At 44.3% G+C, this 22,876-nt stretch carries 15 protein-coding genes and 1 pseudogene; 6 read left to right on the top strand and 10 right to left on the bottom strand.

The features are described from left to right. Positions 1-105 precede the first annotated feature (105 nt). Positions 106-372 carry a hypothetical protein gene (locus Aba26S_RS03025; protein WP_005240056.1) on the top strand — a complete coding sequence of 89 codons (267 nt, stop codon included), beginning with the start codon at positions 106-108 and terminating at the stop codon, positions 370-372. A 1-nt stretch (position 373) separates the two neighbouring features. Here the strand turns inward: Aba26S_RS03025 and Aba26S_RS03020 are convergent. The 7 genes and pseudogenes from Aba26S_RS03020 to Aba26S_RS02990 all read right to left on the bottom strand — a co-directional run bounded on the left by Aba26S_RS03020 (position 374) and on the right by Aba26S_RS02990 (position 7,253). After that, positions 374-760 (bottom strand): annotated as a pseudogene (locus Aba26S_RS03020) (VOC family protein). A gap of 12 nt (positions 761-772) precedes the next feature. Then, a complete protein-coding gene (locus Aba26S_RS03015; protein WP_005240054.1) occupies positions 773-2,089 on the bottom strand; it encodes an NAD(P)/FAD-dependent oxidoreductase in 1,317 nt (438 codons plus the stop codon). 135 nt (positions 2,090-2,224) lie between these two features. Continuing rightward, positions 2,225-2,824, bottom strand: a complete 600-nt coding sequence (locus Aba26S_RS03010) for a cytochrome b (RefSeq protein WP_005240053.1) — start codon at positions 2,822-2,824, stop codon at positions 2,225-2,227. Positions 2,825-3,071: 247 nt separating this feature from the next. After that, on the bottom strand, positions 3,072-4,691 hold the full coding sequence (locus Aba26S_RS03005; protein ID WP_005240046.1) for an AarF/ABC1/UbiB kinase family protein: 1,620 nt from the start codon (positions 4,689-4,691) through the stop codon (positions 3,072-3,074). Between the two features lie 12 nt (positions 4,692-4,703). After that, positions 4,704-5,381, bottom strand: coding sequence for an SCP2 domain-containing protein (locus Aba26S_RS03000; RefSeq protein ID WP_005240045.1), 678 nt, complete (start codon positions 5,379-5,381; stop codon positions 4,704-4,706). A gap of 11 nt (positions 5,382-5,392) precedes the next feature. Next, positions 5,393-6,334: a bifunctional demethylmenaquinone methyltransferase/2-methoxy-6-polyprenyl-1,4-benzoquinol methylase UbiE gene (ubiE, locus tag Aba26S_RS02995; RefSeq protein WP_005240043.1), complete on the bottom strand. Its 942-nt coding sequence runs from the start codon at positions 6,332-6,334 to the stop codon at positions 5,393-5,395. 211 nt (positions 6,335-6,545) lie between these two features. Next, complete coding sequence (locus Aba26S_RS02990; protein ID WP_010590084.1) at positions 6,546-7,253, bottom strand: hypothetical protein; 708 nt, start codon at positions 7,251-7,253, stop codon at positions 6,546-6,548. A gap of 211 nt (positions 7,254-7,464) precedes the next feature. Between Aba26S_RS02990 and Aba26S_RS02985 the strand changes: the two genes are divergently transcribed. Then, entirely contained in the window at positions 7,465-8,883 is a 1,419-nt protein-coding gene (locus Aba26S_RS02985; RefSeq protein WP_005240038.1) for a hypothetical protein, read from the top strand. 27 nt (positions 8,884-8,910) lie between these two features. On the opposite strand, the gene Aba26S_RS02980 is transcribed toward Aba26S_RS02985, so the two are convergent. Together Aba26S_RS02980 and Aba26S_RS02975 are read right to left on the bottom strand one after the other, a co-directional pair. After that, complete coding sequence (locus tag Aba26S_RS02980) at positions 8,911-10,203, bottom strand: MFS transporter (protein WP_005240036.1); 1,293 nt, start codon at positions 10,201-10,203, stop codon at positions 8,911-8,913. A gap of 260 nt (positions 10,204-10,463) precedes the next feature. Then, positions 10,464-10,970 (bottom strand): hypothetical protein, encoded by a 507-nt coding sequence (locus Aba26S_RS02975; protein WP_005240034.1) that lies wholly within the window; start codon positions 10,968-10,970, stop codon positions 10,464-10,466. A 189-nt stretch (positions 10,971-11,159) separates the two neighbouring features. Here Aba26S_RS02975 and Aba26S_RS02970 point away from each other — a divergent pair, with 189 nt between their 5' ends. The 3 genes from Aba26S_RS02970 to recD all read left to right on the top strand — a co-directional run bounded on the left by Aba26S_RS02970 (position 11,160) and on the right by recD (position 20,351). Continuing rightward, positions 11,160-14,783 (top strand): exodeoxyribonuclease V subunit gamma, encoded by a 3,624-nt coding sequence (locus Aba26S_RS02970; protein WP_005240033.1) that lies wholly within the window; start codon positions 11,160-11,162, stop codon positions 14,781-14,783. Positions 14,784-14,786: 3 nt separating this feature from the next. Next, complete coding sequence (locus tag Aba26S_RS02965) at positions 14,787-18,500, top strand: UvrD-helicase domain-containing protein (RefSeq protein WP_005240032.1); 3,714 nt, start codon at positions 14,787-14,789, stop codon at positions 18,498-18,500. Between the two features lie 99 nt (positions 18,501-18,599). Then, positions 18,600-20,351 carry an exodeoxyribonuclease V subunit alpha gene (gene recD / locus Aba26S_RS02960; protein WP_010589779.1) on the top strand — a complete coding sequence of 584 codons (1,752 nt, stop codon included), beginning with the start codon at positions 18,600-18,602 and terminating at the stop codon, positions 20,349-20,351. Between the two features lie 700 nt (positions 20,352-21,051). Here recD and Aba26S_RS02955 read toward each other — a convergent pair. Continuing rightward, on the bottom strand, positions 21,052-22,350 hold the full coding sequence (locus Aba26S_RS02955; RefSeq protein ID WP_005240030.1) for an EstA family serine hydrolase: 1,299 nt from the start codon (positions 22,348-22,350) through the stop codon (positions 21,052-21,054). A 240-nt stretch (positions 22,351-22,590) separates the two neighbouring features. Here Aba26S_RS02955 and rpsO point away from each other — a divergent pair, with 240 nt between their 5' ends. Further along, positions 22,591-22,860, top strand: coding sequence for a 30S ribosomal protein S15 (rpsO, locus tag Aba26S_RS02950; protein WP_004656162.1), 270 nt, complete (start codon positions 22,591-22,593; stop codon positions 22,858-22,860). The last annotated feature ends 16 nt before the right edge of the window (positions 22,861-22,876 follow it).

Raw genomic sequence — 22,876 nt, 5'->3', positions numbered from 1 at the left:
CAGAAGTTTATAACGTTATAAATAGTAGTTAACTCATTTATTTAAATTAAATACTTTTTCAACTGGTATGAATAGGGTGTGAATCAAATTTAGAGGTATTCAGTATTGAAGAATAATGAAAATTTAGCTTGTCGAGTGTGCGGACTTATCCAATCTGAAGCCCCATGGGGTGAGGATGGGAGTACACCTAACTTTATTATTTGTGCTTGCTGTGGTACAGAATTTGGTTATGAGGATTGCACAAAAGAATCCGTAAAAGTTCAGCGTACAAAATGGTTAAATACAGGTGCAAATTGGTGGGAACTAAAGAATAAGCCGAAGCATTGGGATATTAATGCGCAATTACAAAATATCCCAATGGATTATCAATAATTTAGACACTTTGGTAGTTCGAGATTTCAATCAAATTCTGATCAGGATCTCGTAAATAGAGCGATAAAATTTTCCCCATTGCCCCAGTTCATTCGATTGGGCCTTCAACGATATCAATATGCTGCGCTTGAAGGTGTGCCATCACTTCATTTAATGGGGTTTCTGCAATAAAACATAAATCTGCTGAACCTGCTGTCGGGCGAAGTGCTTTAGGCTCAAACTCTTTGCCCAGTTGATGAAGATTAATTTTCTGCTTGCCAAATTGCAGTGCTTTGCGGTTTTCAGCAAAGCTTATCACTTCAAAATTCAGGGCAGATTGATAAAACTGACAAGTGATTTCAATATCGGCAACGGTCAGAACCAAGTGATCTAAATGGCTAATTTTCATATATCACAGCCCTTATTTATATTCAGGTAGAGATTCAAGTTTGACACTAAAGCTATTGTCGCTTTCTGTATATTGCGCCACTTGTTGATAATCGAGTTGCTGAAACAGTCCTGTTTTTAAACCAGAAATGGTGATCGCCATTTCTTTACGGAAATACGGGATCTGATACATCCACGGAAAGGTCAGATCACGTATAGCACCCGCCCACCAATGATCTGATTGATACAGTGGCGTGAGTAGGCGGCTCAGGAACTGATAGAATTGGGTCGAAGAACGCCGTTGTTGATGATAATGTTGCCAGAGCATCGACCAGTCAATTTGCTGATGTTTTTGTGCTATTTGCAATGATTGCGAAAAGGCCCAAGCATCCAGCAAGGCCATATTCGCGCCTTGTCCCAACTGTGGACTCATGGCATGGGCTGCATCACCGATCACTCCAATTCGTCCTTGTCCAAATTGAGACATCACCACATCGCGATATTGCGCAGACAACCATTGTGGTTGATGTTGTGGATTCGACAACAGCTGTTTGAGCCATTCCGCCACATCAGGCCAGCGGTCAGACACTTGTTTTAACCATTGTTGCTTTGCGGATTCATCCTCTAAGAATGTGTGCAGTTGCTTGCTGGGCAAACTCCAAAATACACTCGACAATCGTTGCTGAGGGGCGATTGGGATTGCACCAGTAGGCAATACCCCCATCATGATTTTGGAGCGGTCATAAAACTGATGCAGAATGGCAGGATCAAGTGTTGGGCATTCAGGCACGATACTCCATGCCGCACCCCAAGGATAAGCCTGATCGACTTTCACCCATGCAGAAGGGCGTAACTGGCTGCGTGCACCATTGGCAATCAACACGGCATCAAAGCCATCATCAAATGTTTGTTGCTGCTGAATGCCGAACAGTCGAACTTCATTTTGCTGTTCTTGAATACGTTCAACACTATGACCCATTCGCCATGTCACCTGACTGGCATATTCAGCCAGTTTGTGGGTGAGCACATGACATAAGCTGGCGCGATGAATGCCGAGCCCATACAGATTGCTGCCTGCTTGATGATAGTGACTATTGACTAACAGACGTTTATTGGGAAGTTGACCTTCTAATCCTGTGACTTTTGCGCCTAGTTTTAGGGCATGCTCAAGCACGCCCAGATGTTCAAATACGGCGAGGCCAGCGGGCTGTAACAACAAACCAGCGCCGACAGGAGAAAGCTTATCCACGTGTTCAAAAATAGTGACGTGATTGCCTGCGCGTGCCAGCAAAATCGCTGTTGCTAGTCCAGCAGTTCCAGCACCCACAATGGCAAAATGAGGTATTTTCATTGTTTATTCTTTTAAAGGTTTATTAGATCAGTCAGCCTTGATCTTAACTGATCCCGATGATTTTTTTAAATGAAATCTGTTCTAGCTCAATGCCTAAGGTACGGGTCTGTAATTTTAGCAAAAGCTCAATCTGGATTATTTTGAAGGATCTTTGCCTGTGGTCATCTTGATCAGGGTACGATCTTTCTTGATCGCGTGATGATAAAGGGCCGCACCTGCATGCCCTAAAATCAGCATCCAGATCAGCCATTTCCCAAGAATTTCTTTGTGAATAAAATCAATCGGCTTCTCGAACTGTTCAAAACTTAAGCCTAAACCTTGGGTAACCCAGCTCTGGAACAATCCAGTCTGTTCAAATTTGGGAATCTCAAACAAAAAGAAAAACTCTGTATTGACGCCTGTACCCAAGTAGCCTGTAAGCGGTGCAATGATCATGATGGCATACAGGGCAAAATGTGCTGCATGTGCAGCAAATGTTGCGAGCGGACTGGCAGGTTCTAATTTGGGTTGCGGATTGCTTAGCCGCCAGAGGATTCGGAGACTAATAATCACGGCAATGCTGATACCGACAGAAAGATGCAGCTGCAAAGCCGTCCAGTTCTCGGGTGTACCTTTTTCGGTAAACCAGTGTCGGTAATAAACACTGCAATAGGCACATAAAAAGAGCAGTGCTGTGCTCCAATGCAACCATTTTGCAATCGAGCCATAGTTATCCCTACTATTTTTTAAACTCATGCTGTTCTTCCTTTAAAAGCTGTGCGGATACATTTCAATGCTTAGCCGATGATGAGCGATCTGCTCAAGGATGAAAAGTTTTTAGCTAATAATGGCCTGAGTTGGATTTAGATATTGCCTAAAGTGTGACAACTGGGCTGGGATTCTTAGATGAGGTCGGTGCGGTGAATATGTCGATCAATTGGATTGTTCTGCCAAATAAAAAGGCCGTATCAATCGATACAGCCTTTGATTCGGGATCTAGGTTTTATTTGGCAATACGCCACAGGGCAATCAAACTACTCAGTACAATCAGAATAACCGAGATAAACCATGGGCTGATAATGGCAATTGTGAGCAAGATCAGCAGGGTACTGCCAAACATCCAGCTACGACGTTGTTGCTGTTGCATTTGTAAACGCATTTGCTGAATTTCACGGAGCTGTTTATCGTGCCATGCAGATTGGTTTTTCAAACCATTTAAGCTGTCAATTAACAGGCTTGGAATATCTTGAGCACCCAATAATAGGTCCGGAATTTGTTGTCCCAGTTCTTTCATGTTTTTGACTGGGTTCATATTGGCCTTGACCCATTCGGTTAGAATCGGTTTCGCCAGTTTCCAGATATCCAGTTGTGGGTAGAGGTCGGTACCTAAGCCTTCAACATGCACCAGTGTTTTCAGTAACAGCATCAGTTGCGGCGGAATTTCCAAATGGAAACGGCGGGCAATATCCATCACCTGAATCAAAATACCGGCGAAATCCAGTTGATCCATTGGTTTGGAAACCATTGGGCCAACCGTACGGCGCATCTCGCGTGACAAGGCATCTTGATCAGTACCCGGTGGAATCCAGCCAGCTTGATGCACGATTTGAATCAACTGCATAAAGTTGCTGTTCATCACCGCGAGTAGCATCCGTGCAACCGTCATCTGATCATGCTTCGACAGTTCGCCCATAATGGCGCAGTCTAAGGCGATAAAACGTGGATTGCTTGGATTAATGGTCTCGACAAAGACATTTCCTGGATGCATATCGGCATGGAAAAAGTTGTCACGGAACACTTGGGTGAAGAAAATGGTTAAGCCTTTTTCTGCCAGATCCGCACGATCCATACCTAAACGATCAAAAGTGGCCGTATCTGAAATAGGAACGCCAGTAATGCGTTCCGCCACCATCACATCTTTACTGTCCATATACACTTCAGGCACATACATCATGCTTGAACCTGTAAAGTAGTGGCGCATACGACGGGTATTATCGGCTTCTAAGCTCAGATCCAGTTCATTTAAAATGATGTGGCGGTAATCTTGGATAATTTCCGAGAGATGCAGGGCACGCGCTGCTTCTAAACGGTTTTCCAGCCAGTCGCCTAGCCACGTCAGAATTTCGAAGTCTTGTAAAATCTGATGACGAATATCTGGGCGAGTGACTTTTACCACCACTTCACGGCCATCATGCAAAGCCGCGGTGTGGACCTGAGCAATCGATGCGGCTGCAAGTGGCTGTTCATCAAAGCGAGAAAACAGGGTACTGACATCTGCTTTCAGTGATTCTTGAATACGTTGCTTGGCCAGTTGGGTATCATAGGGTTTGACACGGTCTTGCAATAACACCAGTTGGGATAGCACTTCAGGTGGAATCAAATCACGGCGTGTAGACAGCAATTGTCCTAACTTAATTGCCAATGGCCCCATATCCTCTAAGGCTTGCTTAAGCTTCAGCGGATTTTTCTTCTCACGACTTGACCATGCCGCAGGATGCATTTTAATGATGTTTAATGCATGACGTGCTTTTACTGGCAATTCTTCCGCAGGGAACAAGGTATCAAGGCGATAGTGTGCAGCAATACGCCAGAGTTCGAGTAACCGTGTAACATGCGGAATCATATAAAGTCTTACCTAGTCTTGTGTGGGCTTTGAGGGATTGAATTGAGCATTGAGCTGTTGCAGCTTGGCTGCCAAACGGTCAATTTCTTGGTTCAGTTGACGTGTCTCGCGATTGAGATCATCCATTTGCCAGCGTGGAGCAAATAAACCGCTATCTTCTTTTAAGGCATCTTCAACAAAAAATAAATGGCTTTGTAGTGAGCGTTTCAGTTGTTGTGGTGCAAGCTGAATTTTACCGAGTTCATGGGCCAGCTGTGGACCAATCCAAGGGGATAAATGCGCTGCCAGATCAGGCTCGGCCTGCTGCATAATTTTTTGAATCTCCTGCAAGAGGTGGTAATCACCTTGCAAGGGAATATTGCCAATCTGATCCATGTCACTGAGCAATAATTTAATCAGCTCAACGCTATTTTCAACATGTAGGGTTGCGGTTGCATCCGTTACTTTATGTTGGGGATCAAAGGGACGTTGTTCAAAAATAGACGGGCTGTGACTGTGTCCAGTCACGGTCGGTTCGAGGCGAACTCTATTTTCATCAAAAAACACATCAACCGAGAGTTGAGGACTATCGATCACAACCCGTAATAATTGACCTTGCAGTTGGTTGAGCTGAATGCGGGTAATCGCATCCAGATCAATCACATGATGAATGATACGTTCGACTGCACCGAGTGCTAAAATCGACCACATATCTGAGAACCTTAAAGTTTGAATCCACGGTGAACCGCAACAATACCACCCGTTAAGTTATGGTAGTCGCAGCTTTGAAAGCCTGCATTTTCCATCATGCCTTTGAGGGTACGTTGGTCTGGGTGCATGCGAATTGATTCGGCAAGGTATTTATAGCTTTCCGAATCATTGGCCACCAATTTACCCATAATCGGCAATGCCGTGAATGAGTAAAGATCGTAGAGTTTTGAAAATGGTTCAAATACAGGTTTAGAAAATTCGAGAATCAGTAAACGGCCACCTGGTTTCAAGACACGGTACATCGCTTGCAGTGCCGCATCTTTATCGGTCACGTTACGCAAACCAAAGCTGATCGTCACTAAATCAAAACTATTATCGGCAAATGGCTCAAGCGTTTCTGCATTGGCAAGCACAAAATCCACATTGGTACAGCCGGCATCGATTAGACGATCACGACCCACATTTAACATAGATTCGTTAATGTCGGACAATACGACATGACCTTGAGGGCCAACTTCACGGCTAAAGACTTTGGCCAAATCACCAGTACCGCCCGCGATATCAAGCACATGTTGTCCGCGACGTACGCCAGACATATTAATCGCAAAGCGTTTCCATAGACGATGAATACCGAATGACATCAAGTCATTCATGATGTCGTATTTGCTGGCAACTGAATGGAAAACCTCTGCAACTTTCTGTGCTTTATCATCACTGTTTACGGTTTGAAAACCAAAGTGAGTTGTTTCGCCTACATTACCCGTATTGGCTCCGCGCGGCAGATTGTATTTGGGGATTGATGCGGTTGAGGTCGCTGTGGTGCCTTGTTGTAAAGACTGCTGCTGACCTTGTGGCGTGCCTTGAGGAAGCGGTGAGCTTAAGAATGGACTGACTTTGTCTGAACTTGGATTTTGCTCAACTTCTGGGGTAGGCTGTTGGTTTTCGTTAGACATTGTTTTCTCCTAAACTTTCGCTCTAGCGGCACGAATCAGCAAGCATGATGACAGATTTTGTATCTTTTTACAGGCTTTCACATGTAATTGATATGAATAATATACAGAAAGTCACTTTCTCAAAAGGGTTTTAATTTTTCTTAAGATTTGAAAAGTCTCATTTTTCTGCTTCAGCCATGGATCTCATGACTGAAGCATGCCCAGATCCCGTTTAGTCTTGAAAAGGATGAGGATGTCCACTATGCACCTTTTCAATAATTTCACGTTCTTTTTCGGTGAAAGTACTGATAAAGGTTGCTGCCGATTTCAACGGTTTCATGGCAGCAAAGCCTTCCTGAATAAACTCATACATTTGTTCGAATTGATATTTATGTGCAATCCCTTTACACATTTTAAATGCGGCATACATCATGGTGGAACGCATATATTTATCAAGGGTCAGACCTAATTCATCCAGCAGTTGAAGTTGCTCATACCGAGCCTCACCTTGATCCAGCTTGATTAGGGTTTGACGCATGATCTCATCTGTTAATGGGGTTTCAAGTGGATAATCTTCTAACAGTTGTATGGCCACTTGCTCGTCCAGTTGCGTTGCCAGAACAGCTAAACTGACCGATTTAGTCCCTGTCTTGATGGCATTTTCAGGCAGAAGGCTCTCCGCTTTGTGTGCGTATTTGAGCAGCCGTTCGATTTGTTGCGCCATAGCATCAAAATCTGGACCGCCGTATAAACGGTTTAAGAAATACGCCGACATCAGCTGATTCTTGGGTTCAGCAAAAAATGCTGCATGTGTCTGTGCAATCCGTACTTTCATCCATGCTTGGACTTCATGCAATCTCTGGGCAATCGCTGGATTCTGGTGGTAATTCAGTGTTTGATATTGTAATAAAAGATGATCAAATGCAGCGAGTTTTGACATGTTCGAACTCAAAGAAAATAAAACCATAAAAGCATAGGCTGCATCATAACGGAGAACCATGACAGCATAAACTCTAAATGTTTAATCATCGGTCACTACGGCAGTCATCTGATGACATTCTACATAAACTGTACACGGGGTGGCCTTTGATCGGCAGCAGTTTTGACTATACTGATTTTAAATATTAAGAATGAATCATTTAGAGCAGAACATGAGTATACAACAACCGACATTTGAATTACGTGATGAGGATGAGCTGTCTTTAGAACTCATTGAAGCCCAATATGCACTCAAACAAAGTCGCGATAAAAAAAATGCCAAAAGTGTTTTGGTCTTGGTCAGTGGGATTGAACTGGCGGGCAAAGGCGAAGCAGTCAAGCAATTACGTGAATGGCTCGATCCACGCTATTTAAGAGTGAAAGCGGATGCACCACAGCTGTTGTCCAACAATCAAACCTTTTGGCAATCTTATAGCCGTTTTATCCCCGCAGAAGGGCAAATCGTGGTGATGTTTGGTAATTGGTATAGCGACCTACTCACGACGGCGATGCATGTCTCCAAACCATTGGATGAGAACTTGTTTGATGCCTATGTGGAGCAGATGCGGGCTTTTGAGCATGATCTGCAAAATAATCATGTTCATATAGTCAAAGTCTGGTTTGATTTGTCGTGGAAGTCTCTGCAAAAGCGTTTGGATGAAATCGATGCTTCGGAACAACGTTGGCATAAACTCCATGGCCTGGATTGGCGTAATAAAAAACAATACGATAGCTTGCAAGGCTTAAGCCAACGCTTTACCGATGACTGGTTTATGATTGATGGCGAAGATGGCAAGCTGCGTGATCAATCTTTTGCTCAATATTTGCTGCAAACCTTGCGAGAGTTGCCTGAACATCAAACTAAAGTGACGCAGAAATGGCAGCAGGCTGCGATTCCCAAAGCATTACTTGCACCTGCGCAAGCCAGTTTAGAAAAAGAGGATTATAAAGATGAGTTGCGTAAGCTGACCAAGAAAGTTGCAGACACGCTGCGTTATGATGAGCGCAAAGTGGTGATCGCGTTTGAAGGCATGGATGCGGCAGGAAAAGGCGGCGCGATTAAACGGATCGTGAAAAAGCTTGATCCAAGAGAATACGAAATTCATACCATTGCAGCACCTGAGCGCTATGAATTACGGCGTCCTTATTTATGGCGTTTCTGGAGCAAATTGACTGACAGTGGCAAGATCACCATTTTTGACCGCACGTGGTATGGACGCGTATTGGTTGAACGGATTGAGGGTTTTGCCTCTACTGTAGAATGGCAACGCGCCTATAATGAGATTAACCGTTTTGAAGAAAATCTGGTGGATAGTCAGACGGTGCTTGTCAAAATTTGGCTGGCGATTAGTAAAGACGAGCAGGCACTTCGCTTTAAGGCACGTGAACAAACACCACATAAACGTTTTAAAATCACAGAGGAAGACTGGCGTAATCGTGAGAAATGGGATGATTATCTCAAGGCAGCAGCGGATATGTTTGAACGGACCGATACCGATTATGCACCGTGGTATGTGATTGCGACCGATGATAAGTATTCAGCGCGGATTGAAGTATTAAAGGCCATCTTAAAACAGTTGAAGGCGGACTAATCCACCTTCTCGTTAAGTTCAATTAAATTAATTGTTATTCGCCAATTGTGCTTTATAGCTGCGATGCTGTCGGAATACGATCAGTGTCGCGATTAAACTGGTGATTGCGGCGAACATCAGCCAGAAAGCAGGCATGCTCTTATTGCCTGAAGTCTGCACCAGATAGGTTGCAATCATCGGGGTGAGTCCACCAAAAATGGAAGTGGCAAAGCTATAGGCAACAGAGAAGCCCGCAATTCGCACTGAGCTCGGCATCATTTCTGCCAATGAAACCACCAGTGCGCCGTTATAGAAGCTATAAAGTAGCGAGAACCATAACAACACCATCAGCATATGCGACAAGCTAATGGTATGTGTCAGCCAAGTCAGCAGAGGATAGGCACTGATAAAAATTAAGACTGTGGTGATGATTAAAAGCGGTTTTCGGCCGAATTTATCGGAAAGATGTCCGCCCAGGGGTAACAGGATAAAGTTACTCACACCCACCATAATTGTGGCAATCAAACTTTCTGCACGGGTTAGATTCAAGACCTCTTTGCCGTAGGTTGGGGTATAGACGGTAATGAAATAAAACATGGTGGTGGTGGTCGCAACCATACACACACCCGCCAACACAATTTTCCAGTTTGCTGCTAAAGTCGCAAGAATTTGCTGTGTGCTGGGATGCTCTTTACGGGAAGCGAAGGCTTCGGTTTCAGCCAAAGATTTACGCAACCAGAAAATGAAGGGGATAATGGCACAGCCCACAAAGAATGGAATCCGCCATGCCCATGCATCGACCTGAGCTTTGGTGAAAATCACACTGACGAGATAACCCAAGATTGCAGCAAAAATGACGGCGACTTGCTGACTGGCAGATTGCCAACTGGTAATAAAGCCACGGTTATGCGGTTCGGCTATTTCTGCTAAATAGACTGAAACGCCACCCAGCTCGACCCCCGCGGAAAAACCTTGTGCAAGGCGTCCAACGAAAATAAGCACGGTTGCGGCAAAGCCAATACTGGCATAACTTGGAGTAAAGGCAATGATTAACGAACCGAAAGCCATGATACTTAATGTCACCATCAGGCCACGGCGACGACCAATCCGATCTACATAAGGGCCAAGCACCAAAGCTCCGATCGGGCGCATCAGAAAGCTGACTGCGAACACGAGAAAGGTTTTCATTAATGCTGCGTAGCTGCTGTCCGAATGGAAAAAGGTTTCACCTATGGCTTGTGCATAGAGACCGAATAAGAAGAAGTCGTATTGTTCAAGGAAGTTCCCGCTGGTCACGTTAAAAATTGAACGGACCCGAGAAGGGGATTGGCTATTTGGCACAATGACGCTCCATCATCTATTGATCATCAAGATGTGGAGAATAAAAATACAATCTTTATGAAAGCTTAAAAAATTAAGTGAATCTTAACGTATTTGTGTGGTTTTTTTATTGATCTGTTATTGCACTGTAAGCATGGATCTATATCAAAAATAGCGACCGAGATTCTAGGCATGAAAACGGCTCGGGTAAATGCGCTTGAAGCTCCGAGTCAATCATTAAAAAAGAAAAGGTGTTTCATACAAACACCTTTCATTAGTGCTTAAGCGACAATGGTACTGCGGCTTTTTTGCTGAATCTGTTTGGCCAGGTTATAGCAATCTTGCACATGCGCTTCAGTAATTTTACGCATCATGAAATAGCCTAGACTGGCCGCGACCAGTTGCCCACCTAAAGGAATAAATTTAGTCACCTGTTTGGTGGCAATTTTAGTGAAAAAGCCATTAAAAGATGCCTTCATTGCAGTACGTGCCACCACAAAGCCAGAGAACTCAAAGCCACGCTTACGCAGTTCATCCCAATGGATTTTCTTGGTTTCAGGATCATAAACACTGATATGTTCAGGTGCGAGACCGAAGCGGGCATTAATATAGGGAATAATCTGGGTCAGCATGCCTAAATCGACCACAACATCAAAAAATGGAATCGGTACAATTGCAGCACCCGCTGACCAGTAGGCACGCTTTTTAGACAGTTCTAAACATTCTTCTCGAATCTGATCCAAGTTTAAATTTGGATCAATGGAATCAGGAATTTTATCGATTTTCATAAAGTTATACCTAAGCTCTGTCCCTTGATAGTACATTCAATCGTATTGAATGGTGAATTTCAAAACAATTTTTTATTGGATTGTGTATTTAACGTGACTTCGTGATATGAAGCTGAATGTTGTATAGTGACTATTATGAACGTTTTTGTACCAAAAAATGATCGCTTTTTGATGAGGTTATATTAATACATGGGTATTCATGTTATTCAAAGTCAACGCCTTGATGTGCTTGTTCAAGGTGTGATGGCATCAATTACCCAGCCCAGTAACTCACCCTTTCAGGTGTTTAGAACCCAGCATTTTATTGTGCCGAGTCCAGCACAAGAACAATGGCTGACCCAGAAAATTGCTGAACAGCAGGGCATGACCGCGAATTATCAGTTTCACCAGCGTATCCGTGGCTTTCAATGGTATGCCTATCAGCAAGTCCTCGAAAATAAAGAACAAGTCCGTAAAGCCAATATTCCGCGCTTGATTTTGAAATGGCGTATCCATCAAGCCTTACAGCCTTTTATTCGAGCAGATCAGATCAACCTGCCAGTCGATCATCCGTTGTATTCAATTGTGCAGCGGATTTATGCCAGTGCCGATCAATTACAGCAAGGCACAGAAAAACAGCTTAAAAAGCAAAGTATGCTGTACTGGGTCGCCGAGCAGGTTTCACAATTGTTTAATCATTACATGGTTTATCGGGGGCACTGTCAAAAGGCATGCCAAGGCCAATGTCAGTGTGCAGGCAACTGGTTATCGGCATGGGGACAAAACAAAGCACTCGATATCGAAAATTTAATCTCTCAGACCGACCAGCAAACCTCGGCATTTACGTTGCAACAAACTGAACAGCTGGAAGCCTGGCAGCGCTGGTTATGGCAAAACTATTTCCATGATGATTTTGTTGAAATACAAGGGATTGATGCAGATTTCTGGCATCTGTTAGACAACGACCAGACCCGATCACAGGCATTGGCACAACTTCCCAATCAAGTGATTGTCTTCACCTTGTTGGATTTGCCACCGAGCCAGTTACAGTTTTTACGGCGCTTGGGGCAGTATCTCGATGTGGTGATTTTGCACTATAACCCTTCACAAGAATACTGGGCCGACAGTGTCGATCCCTTGTGGAAGCAACGATATGACTTAGGGGTAAAAGAGCGTTTTATTGCTAAAAATCCCAAGGCAACAGATGCAGAAATTGCCGCATTCTTTGACAGTTTTAGTTTAGGCTTTAATGCTTTAAATCGTGAATCTCGACATCCTTTATTGACCCGTTTGGGTAAACAGGCACGTGATAACTTCTCATTGTTGTCACAGCTTGCAACGGGCGAAGAAGGAAAATGGGTCGATGCTTTTGAGGACTACTTTCCTGAGACCTTACTGGGCAAAATCCAGTCGGATATTTTCTATCTTGTGGAACCAGTTGCGGCAGAATATGCCTTGGCTGCAGACGATGCCTCGATCCAGATTCATGTCTGTCATTCCAGTTTGCGCCAGTTGGAAGTGTTAAAAGAACAATTGCTACACTGGCTTTCCCAATCAGACACCACACCACGCCGCCCCAGTGATATTTTGATTCTGACGCCGAATCTGGCGGAACTGGAACCGCTGATTCGCAGCGTTTTTCCTGCCGTTGCCAATGATCATGAGGTGTTTTTGCCTGTGAAAATTGCAGGCGTGGCACAGTTAGATGCGTTAAATGCCTGGCGTTCCGTTTTGGGACGGATGCAATTGACACAAGCTCGCTTTACTCAGGATGACTTTGCCGACTGGCTCAATCTTTCCGCAACGCAACAGCGTTACGGACTGGACTATAGTCAGGCACAGCGGATTCTGAGCTTACTGAATGAGGCTGGCTTTAAGCGTGGTCTGGACGAGCAACATCTCAAACAAGGCTTGAGTGCTGACGATCAGGACTATCGTTATAGCTTTAAGTTCGCCTTGGATCGCTTGGCTTTGGGAGTCGCCGTACCTGCACATGTGATGGTACAGCAGACCTTAAGTTATGCCTTGGTACAACCAAGTGATTTTGAGCTGATTGGCATCTTGATTCAAATCTATCAGGATTTATCGGCTCGGCGACACTGGCTGCGGGCCCATGAACAAGGACAGCGCTTGCCGGTAGAAGCATGGTTAAAGCGGATTAAGGCCGATGTTCAAGAGTTTGAACAAGCCGAGATTGTGGCATTAAAAACGGTTCGGGAAATCATCCAGAAACAAGAACGGATGCTAACCTTGGCCAGTTATTACGAAGATGAAGAAACCCAATTACGTCAGATTTCGTTGCCTTTACCCTATATTATTGAAGAAATTCAACGCACCTTGGAAAGCCAGTCTGCACAGGTTGAACCGACTGGGCAAATTACCTTTAGCCAGATTGGTCAGATTCGGCCGTTGCCTTATCGTTTAATTGTCTTGTTGAATCTGGATACAGGTAAATTTCCAAATCGCGACAGTCATATTCCCTTTGATTTGATGGATGTATTACGTCAACAATTAGGGGATCGTTCCCGTCTGGAAGATGATCAAGGTGCATTTCTAGATGCCGTGCTGCTGGCGCAAGAACAACTCTGGCTGTTCTATAATGGTTTTGATATCAATGATGGTGAGGTGAGAGAACCATCGAGCGTGCTGCAAAATTTCCGTGATCATTTGGCACTTATTGTGGGGACTTCAGCAGAAATACAATATGCGGATCATGTAGAAATGCAGAAGATCGCGCCAGCACAGCTGTACCCACTTTATCACCTGCATCCGTTGCAGCCATTTGATCCACTCGGGTTCGTGGCGGAATCCAAGTCGATTCGTTACCAAAATCACTGGTTCCATGTGGCATCGCAGATTCAGCAGCCCAAAGGGGAGCGACAGGCATGGGTGGATCGGGCTTATCCTATTGAGCAGGATGAAATGACCATTCTGGAAAGTCAGCAATGGATTCAGGATGTGACATTCCCTGCACGGTTGTATTTAAAAACACTGGGTGTGGAAAATCTGAGTGCCACGGAGTTGGTGGATCAAAGTGAGCCTTTATTACTCGATGGATTAGGTAAATACGCCATTCGCCACTTTTTACAACAACAAGATGAACAGATATCACCAAGCGTCTTGCAAGATCAGTTGCCTGTGGGCAAGGTGCAACATAGTGCATGGCAACAGAGCCGTCTCGAACAGCAACGATTAATGGAGCGCTTACAGCAATACGCCGCTGCACCGACAGCAACTACGCAACGGGTTTGGCGCGTGTCGAAACAGTTACAGATTGCTTGCGTGACGCCTAAACAATTGGCTCAGGACTGGGTCAGTCTGGATGCATCCAGCGCGCGCGCCAAGCGTCTCGCCAAAGTCTGGCTGGAATATTTATTGTGGCTGGCTGTATTGAACAGTGAGACAGCAACTGAAAAACGCCGTATTGTGGTGTTTAGTGATCATACCGTGATTTGTGAAGGGCTAAGTTCTGCGCAGGCACAGACTTATTTACGGGCATGGTTGCAGCTTTGGCAAGATGCCCAACAGCAACCAGTGGTCTTACCAGCAGCTTTGTTATTAAAGCCTCTGGAAAAAGCGAAACAGCATGAATGGGTGGAACTGGATTCCAAGCAAATACTGGTTGAAGAGAGTCAAATACAAATCTTGAAGGACTGGAATGACACGGGGGATTTTTCAGGCTTTGATATGACCCAGAATGAAGCGTGTAAGTTGCATCGGGATTGGCAGTTTATTTTGCAAGAGCAAGATGCCGCAGCATTATTACACTATGCCTGCGATCATTATGCGTATGCACTGTATCAACCTATTTTTGAATTTTTACGGGTGGAGTAAGACATGAACGCATCACATCCAGTGTCTTATCAGCCGATTCGTGATATTCAATTTGAAGGTTTACATCTGATTGAAGCCTCAGCAGGGACAGGAAAAACCTATACCTTGTCCAGTTTGATGGTACGGATTTTTCTAGAAAAGTATTTACCCAATCAGGTGATAGCAACCACCTTTACCCGTGCTGCTGCGGCCGAGTTAAAAAGCCGTATTCGTTTACGTCTGGTTGAGGTTCAGCAGTTTCTGGAACCATTACGCAGCGTCTTGGAAACAGATATTCATACGCTGGCGGAGCAAGAAGCCGATCCACTCAAACAACAGATTTTACACAGCTTTGCGCCTCGTATTGCGTATGCCTGTGAACGTTTAAAACTGGTGATTGATCAGTTAGATGAGTTATTTGTTGGGACTCTAGACAGTTTTAGCCAGAAACTATTAAGGGAATTTGCTTTCGAAAGCGGCAAAATTGAAGCGGCGCAAATCACGGATGATGCCAAAAGCTATACCCGCCAACTGATTCATGATGTGTTACGTGAATGGATCCAGTCACAGCCGCAAGCCGTGATTGATACATTGTATCTGGTGGGGGGGCTGAAAAGTGTCGATCATTTTGTCTCGATGGTGGAAAGCTCGCTGAACTTTAGTTCGGCTCAGTTTAAATTGCCGGCCATGCCTGAAATTGAGCTGGCTCAGTCTCAACAATGGCAGCAGCAAGCGCAACAGATTGAACTGGAGCAATTCGCAGACTATTTTCAGTTGGATGGGGCTTATTACACCTTTATTAATGGGACTTCTTTTCGTAACAATGCCTTTAATCGCTTGTTCTGTGAATCGATTCCTTTGCTCTTGAACGCTTTAGCAGAACAAGAGAACAGTCAGGTATTTGATGCCTATTTTGCCGATGCACGTGAAGCTGTTTTTAAATTTTTAGATAAATTCGAGCAGCAAAAGATTTTTAAAAAATGCCCTGTTGAAGTTAGTGAAGGCTTTTATCAACATCCGATGCTGCTGCAACTGAGCGCACTGTTTCAGGAGCTTCAAAACACCCAGCAGCAATTTGAGCAACTGCAGGTTTATCTCAAAGCTTATCTATGTACTGAGGTTAAAAAAAGACTGCCGCAAGTGTTGCAGCAAAAAGGCGAAACCACATTCGCCCAACAAATAAAAACGTTGTCTGAGGCACTGAAAGGTGAGCAGGGACAACGTTTTGCAGTATTTGTACAAGCGCGCTATCCCTTAATTTTGGTCGATGAATTTCAGGATACCAACCAAGATCAAGATGATATGTTGGCCAGTATTTGGCGACATCCGCAACGCTATCAAAAAGGTTGCATGATTATGGTTGGAGATCGGAAACAGGCGATTTATGGTTTCCGTGGCGGCGATATGCTGACCTTCCTGAATGCCCATCAAGATATTATGGCGAAACAGGGGCGTGAGTATAAATTGATCCATAACCATCGTTCGGTAAAAGAACTGGTTGAAGTCATCGATATTCTGTTTCAGCGACAAGTCGATTTTGGCGAGCAGGTCAGATATGACCCGATTCAGGCAGGCTCACGTCCACATCCTGCCTTGATTGAAAATGATCAGCTCAATCCTGCCCCTTTACGTTGGTTACAGCTGCAAGACGGTAATGAGCAAGCCACTCAGGTGGCTTGGAAAATTCAGACCTTGTTGAATCAGGCTGCTTTGCAGCAATTGTATTTGGACGGTGAGCGTCGCCAAGCCATTTGTGAAGATGATATTGCGGTACTTTCCCGTAGCCATCGCCAGTTGGATGAAGTGCAATATATGCTGGAGCGCTTGGGGATTCGGGTTAATCGTCCATCAAAACGTAGTGTTTTCGATTCAGCAATTGCGCAGGATGTAGCAGCCTTATTCACGGCGATCCTTCATCCTTATGATGAAGCCAAACTCAAACGTGCTTTACTCAGTCGTTTATTCGGCTATGATCTCAGCCGTTTACTGGCACTGGAACAGAGTCCTGAAGGTCTGAGTCATTACATTCAACAATTTGATGACATTCGTGAAATGTGGCTTAGTCAAGGTTTCTTGACCGCATGGCAGCGTTGTCTGAATCAATTTGGGATCTGGCAGCAATTGGTGGCAACCCAAAGTAAAGACAATGAGCGGGCCGTCGTAAATTTACGCCATCTGACTGATCTTTTGAGTCAGCACAGCGAGCATGTACAGGGCATCCAAAACTTGTATCACTGGTATTTAAAACAACTACATGCACCGAGTGATCGAGAGTGGGAGCTTGAACATAAGCTGTCCAGTGAAGCGGGGGTGCAGTTGATGACCATCCACCAGTCCAAGGGGCTGGAATATAAAATCGTATTTTTGTTAGGAGCGAATAAAGCCTTTTCTGAAATGCAGAAGACGTTAAACTTTTCCACCACAGAAGTACAAAATCCTGAGACGGGACAGAGCAGGATGCAGCGTGTTGTTGCAGTGGCAGATAAAAACTTTTTGCAACCAATCGAGATTGATCAACATCAACAGCGTGCTTTAGCAGAGCAAAACCGCTTATGGTATGTAGCGCTGACCCGCGCCAGTCATCGCGTCTATGCGGTCTTTGAACCAGAGAAAGGGGAAAAGAATAAACTTTCAGGCCTCGCCTTCTGGAAGAATCAGGGGGAAAGCTTCCATCATGCCTATAGTGCAGATGAGTTGCCTGTACTAGAACGCCCTCAAGCGCAACATCTGCAACAGCATCCACAGCAGCTGCAGTTACGAGCGCTGGAGTTACCTGAACAACGTTTCTATGCACGCGCCAAGACCAGCTTTAGTTATCTGGCACAACATTTAAAACACAAGGCCAATCGTGTCGATCGGCTGGCCAATATCAATTCTGATTTTGAACAAGCAGAGGATGAGTTAAATCTGCTTGCGGTTGAAACGGCATCCGCAGCGCAACCGATTGCTTGGATTAAACAGCATTTTCCTAAAGGAACCTTGGCAGGAAATTTTCTGCATGAAATCTTTGAACAGATTGATTTTCAACGCGCTGAGACATGGGTTGAGGAAATCCGTCGCCGTTTTAAAAACACCTATCAAAGTCTATGGTTGGAGTTGCTTGAGCAATATCAACAGCAGTTTCCTGAACAACAAAATGCAGAACAGCAACTCTATCAATGGATTGCTGAATGGTTGGCTGAGGTATTGATCACACCACTGGATCAAGGCTTTCAACTCAAGCAATTAACCAGCGGCCAATATCTATCTGAATGTCCTTTCTATTTGGCCTTATCTGATCGGGTGTTGGCAATGCAGCGTGTGCAGCAGTTGTTTGAGGAATATGGCATCGAGATGCCTGAATTACTCGAAGCTAAATCGGCTCGCTACTTGAATGGCTCAATTGATTTGGTCTACTTTGATGGTCAGCGTTACCATATTGCCGATTATAAAAGTAATTATTTGGGCACAGCACAAAGTGATTATCAGCAAGCACAGATTGCCGAGAGCATGTCACTATCCAGTTATTGGCTGCAAGCGGCCTTATATTTGGTGGCCTTGCATCGCTATCTTGGGGTGAAGCTACAGGATTATGATATGCAGCAACATTTGGGTGGCGCTTCCTATCTGTATTTAAGAGGCATGAATGGACAGCCACAGCAAGGCTGCCTGTATTGGAAACCTGCGGACGAATTTATCCTGCGTTTGGATGCAATTCTGGGATATTTCTCTGAAGATAAAGCTGGGAAAATGGTGTAGATAAAGTGTGTGATTTTAAATTAAACAAAAGCTTATCATGTGGATAAGTGTGTTTATAACCTTGTGGACAAGCGTGTGGGTAAGTTTGAGGATAACTCTGTGGACAAGCTAAATGGTCAACAACCAGAGCAAATAACCTGGTTGAATATGTGGAGCAACTACCTCACACAAGCCCCATTTTCTCAGTCTGCTCAAACAGTTAGCGCTGCACAAATATTACAGCAACTGATTGAAGCCAGTTTGCAAGGGGATAGTTGTATTGCGCTTGATCCGACACAGCTGGAAGCCTTGGGTGATTTAGCCGTTTCTAGCGAAATCGCAACGACGCAAGTCGCCCCATGTGTCTATGATCAGCAGGGCTTGGCATTATACCGATATTGGCATCTAGAGCAACGCCTCGCACAGCAGATTTGTCGATTAAAGCGACAAACGATTCAACAGATCAATACATCAGATTTTCAGGATTTACTCAGTGATCCACATCAGCAAGCTGCGCTTAAAATGGTATTACAGCAATGGTTCAGCCTGATTACTGGGGGGCCGGGGACAGGGAAAACCTATACCTTGGCCCGTATTATTGCGGCGTTGAACCAGATTATTCCAGATATTCGTATTGCCATGGCTGCACCCACAGGGAAAGCGGCACAACGGATGCAAGAAGCCTTACAAAACTCATTCAATGATCCAAAACTGTTGCAATCAGGTCTGATCACGGACGAGTTGCGTCATCAAAATACTCAGACCTTGCATCGACTGTTGGGGATGGGCAATCGGCAGATTCCGCGCTTTAATCAAAAGCAACCTTTACCCTATGATGTCGTTGTCGTTGATGAAGCCTCAATGCTGGATCTCAGTCTGGCGACGGCATTATTTGAAGCGATTCCTGAAGGATGCCGGATCATTTTGTTGGGGGATGCCAATCAATTGGCTTCAGTTGATGTCGGATCGGTTTTAGCTGATTTACAGCAAGTCCCCGCTTTGACTGAAAACAGAGTACAGTTGCAGACCAGCCGTCGTTTTGCAGGTGATGCCAAAATTGGTCAATTGGCACGTTTTATTCAGGCACAACAGGATGCAACTGAACCTGATTCAGTGCTTTCGAAACTAGAACATGAGATTGTCAACGCCGCACCTTTAGGCGCAATTCACTTAAATCCAGAGATGCCAGATCTGATTCAGCTGGAATATTTAGCCGAGTCGCAGCAGATCGAGATGGAACCCTATCAGCAAAAACTGATGTATGGTTTCCAAGGCTATGTGGCTGCCTTAAAACATTATCTACAGGCCGATGAGCCTGAAGATCAGATTCAACCAGTTATACATGCTTTCGATGATTATCGAATCTTGACGGCAGTGCGACATGGTCAATTGGGTCTGGAACAACTTAATCGTTTTGCTGAGCAGTGGCTAAATCAGCAGTTGAAGCAAATCGCAGTCGGGGATTGGTATGTTGGCCGCCCCGTGATGATGACCTATAACGACTATCAACTGGGGATTTCCAATGGGGATATTGGGATCTGTTTTAAACATCGCACTCAGCCACAGCAATTCGAAGTGTTTTTCCCGAGCTTGAACAAGTGGATCGCCGCTCACCGGCTACCACGAAGCATGCAAACTGCTTTTGTGTTAACCATCCATAAATCACAAGGTTCTGAATTTACCCATACTGCAATCGTATTGGATGCACATGCAGAAAAATTATTGAGTCAGGAGTTAATTTACACTGCAGTAACCCGAGCCAAGAAAGTTGTGAGTATTTTGGCGGATCGGGGGGCATTACATCAGGCACTGACCATTCGGACAGTGCGCCGAAGTGGTTTAGTGCAAAAGATCAATTTGAGCAGATTGTGAACTTAAGCTTCAGAATTCACTCTTTTGTAAGTAAAAGCTTACAAAGATTCGAGATATTGTCGCTAGAGCAGGCACACGGTTTTTGAGATTATGTACACACAAAGAGCCTAGCATGGAAAGCTAGGTAAATCGCAAAAATATAACAATAACGTCGTATGACAGCGAACTTACAGTGAAGTAAGTGATAAGAGAGGAAACTTACAGCCGCTAAGCCTTGTAGTTTTGGGAGAGACTACAGGGCTTTTTTATTTTTACATCAAAATTCACTATAGAAATCAGTGTAATCCATATATTTAATCCACCCTGCTTGCTCATAGCTGAAAATTTACACCTTTAAAAATATGCATGACCTGGCTTAGTTCAAGCTGTCAAATAAAAGCAAGAAATATAAATCGGCTTGTCTGACAATTTTTTGTTATTATTAAGTTAAATGTTATACAGACTTGTACGTTTTTTCTTACACAGAGATAAGAAAAATGCTATCTTTCTCCACAATTGATTCTGACAGAATAGTCGGTATAGAGAAAGCGAACATGAAGTAAAAAGAATAAAGAAAAGGATGGGTAATTTACATTCAGAGGGTTTGAATGATGAAGAAAAAAGAGAATAAAAAATAAAAATGACAAAACGATAACAATAAACCCTAAGCGCAAAAGCCCAAGTTTACTTGGGCTTTTTTATGTCTGCTGAATGACGGAAATTAAACTAAATCTGCTTCGGTACGGTCTGTGGCAAACAACGAGCGGCGTTGATTTTTGGCAATCTTCGGGCAGTTGGCTGAAATTTGATACAGCGTTCTGGCTAAAGCAGGGAGGTGGGTGCCAACAACGGATTTTCCAGTAGTTAATAAAGATACACTGATATCGCGTTCTGGATCAGCCCAACAGAGAATATTGGAAAAGCCGATATGGCCAAAGGCTTGCCCAGTCATTGGGCCAAATAAACCGACTGGATTACTGCCCAGCATTGGACCTAATGCATAACGCATCGGTGCCAATAAGGTTCGATCCAGACTGACACCCGAGGTCGGTAGGGTGGATCTAAAAACGGTTTGGGCGCTCATAATCTGCTGGTCTTTATAGGCACCGCCACTAAGCAGCATTTCAAAGAAACGCCCAACCTGTTCGGCACTGGTATAAATATTTCCAGCAGGGCAAATGGTGTCCATAAAGCGACGATCATTGGTGACATCGACTGCGAGTTGTAGGCCACCACCCAGCACATGATTGAGATAATGGTCTGTCCCCAAGCTTGGATGAATTCCTGTGGCATAGTTCAGCGCAACATCAGCGCGATATTCAGGTTTTAAACCATAGTTGAAATAGTCTAATCCCATTGGCTTCTCAACGTGCTCAGCTAAAAACTCACGCACACTTTGGCCTGTCACCCGTTGCACAATCTCACCCAGAATATAACCCGCCGTGACGGCATGATAAGCAAGATGGGTGCCTGATGGAGACACAGGCTTTGCAGCATAGAGTAGTTTTAATATCTCTGCTTGATTAAATAAAAGCTCAGGCGTGACTTCAGTGTCGATACGCGGAATACCGCCACGATGGGAGAGCAAATGAAAAATGGTGGCCCGACGTTTACCATTGACCCCATATTCAGGAATGTAATAGCTAATCGGATCAAGCAGGTTCAAAGCACCTCGTTCATCCAGCATATGGATCAACATCGCTGTGACCATCTTGGAAGCTGAAAACAGACAGACGGGTGTATCGGGGGTGCCAATCTTGGCATCCGTTGCTAGACCCTCAGCTGAATTGCCTTGTGCATACCCAATGCTACGATTGAGAAGAATTTGTCCCTGACGACGTAAACATAAGGTAATGAGTGGGTAGTTTCCTGTTTTATATAGGCTTTCAACACTGTTCCATATTTTTTCAATCTGCTTTTCAGTCATTCCCCCGAATTCAGCCGAGACTTCATCTTTGCTGCGAATCACTTGACTCAGATCATGCGGTACATAACAGGTATTGGTTGATAAAATTTTCACGATTCCCTCGCAATATTTTCGTTTTCTTTCTTCTCTGTCATAAATTGAAAACAGAATCAGGCTAGTGTGCCTATTTTGTGTAACGCTGTCAGCTGCCGAATTGCCCGCGCATCGAAAACAATTTTGCAATATAGCGATAGATCACTTAAAATAACCGCCTTGCTGTAGTGATGCACGGCAGTCGGTTGGTTCCCAACTGATCAATATCATTTATTTTTGTAAGCATCTCGGAGAAATCGAATGGCTTTAACTAACACTGATCGCGCAGAGATCATCGCTAAATTTGCTCGTGCTGAAAACGACACTGGTTCACCTGAAGTACAAGTTGCTTTATTGACTGCACAAATCAATGATTTGCAAGGTCACTTTAAAGAACACAAACATGACCATCACAGCCGTCGTGGTTTGATCCGTATGGTTAACCAACGTCGTAAATTACTTGACTACTTAAACGGTAAAGATCACGGTCGTTATGTTGCTTTGATCGGCGCATTAGGTTTACGTCGTTAATTCGATTTTACTTTGT

Origin of the sequence: Acinetobacter sp. NBRC 110496 (genome assembly GCF_000876115.1) — a bacterium.
In the GTDB taxonomy this organism is placed as follows: Bacteria; Pseudomonadota; Gammaproteobacteria; order Pseudomonadales; family Moraxellaceae; genus Acinetobacter.
The sequence above is the reverse complement of the archived record's forward strand: the minus strand, read 5'-3'. Positions and strand labels throughout refer to the sequence as shown.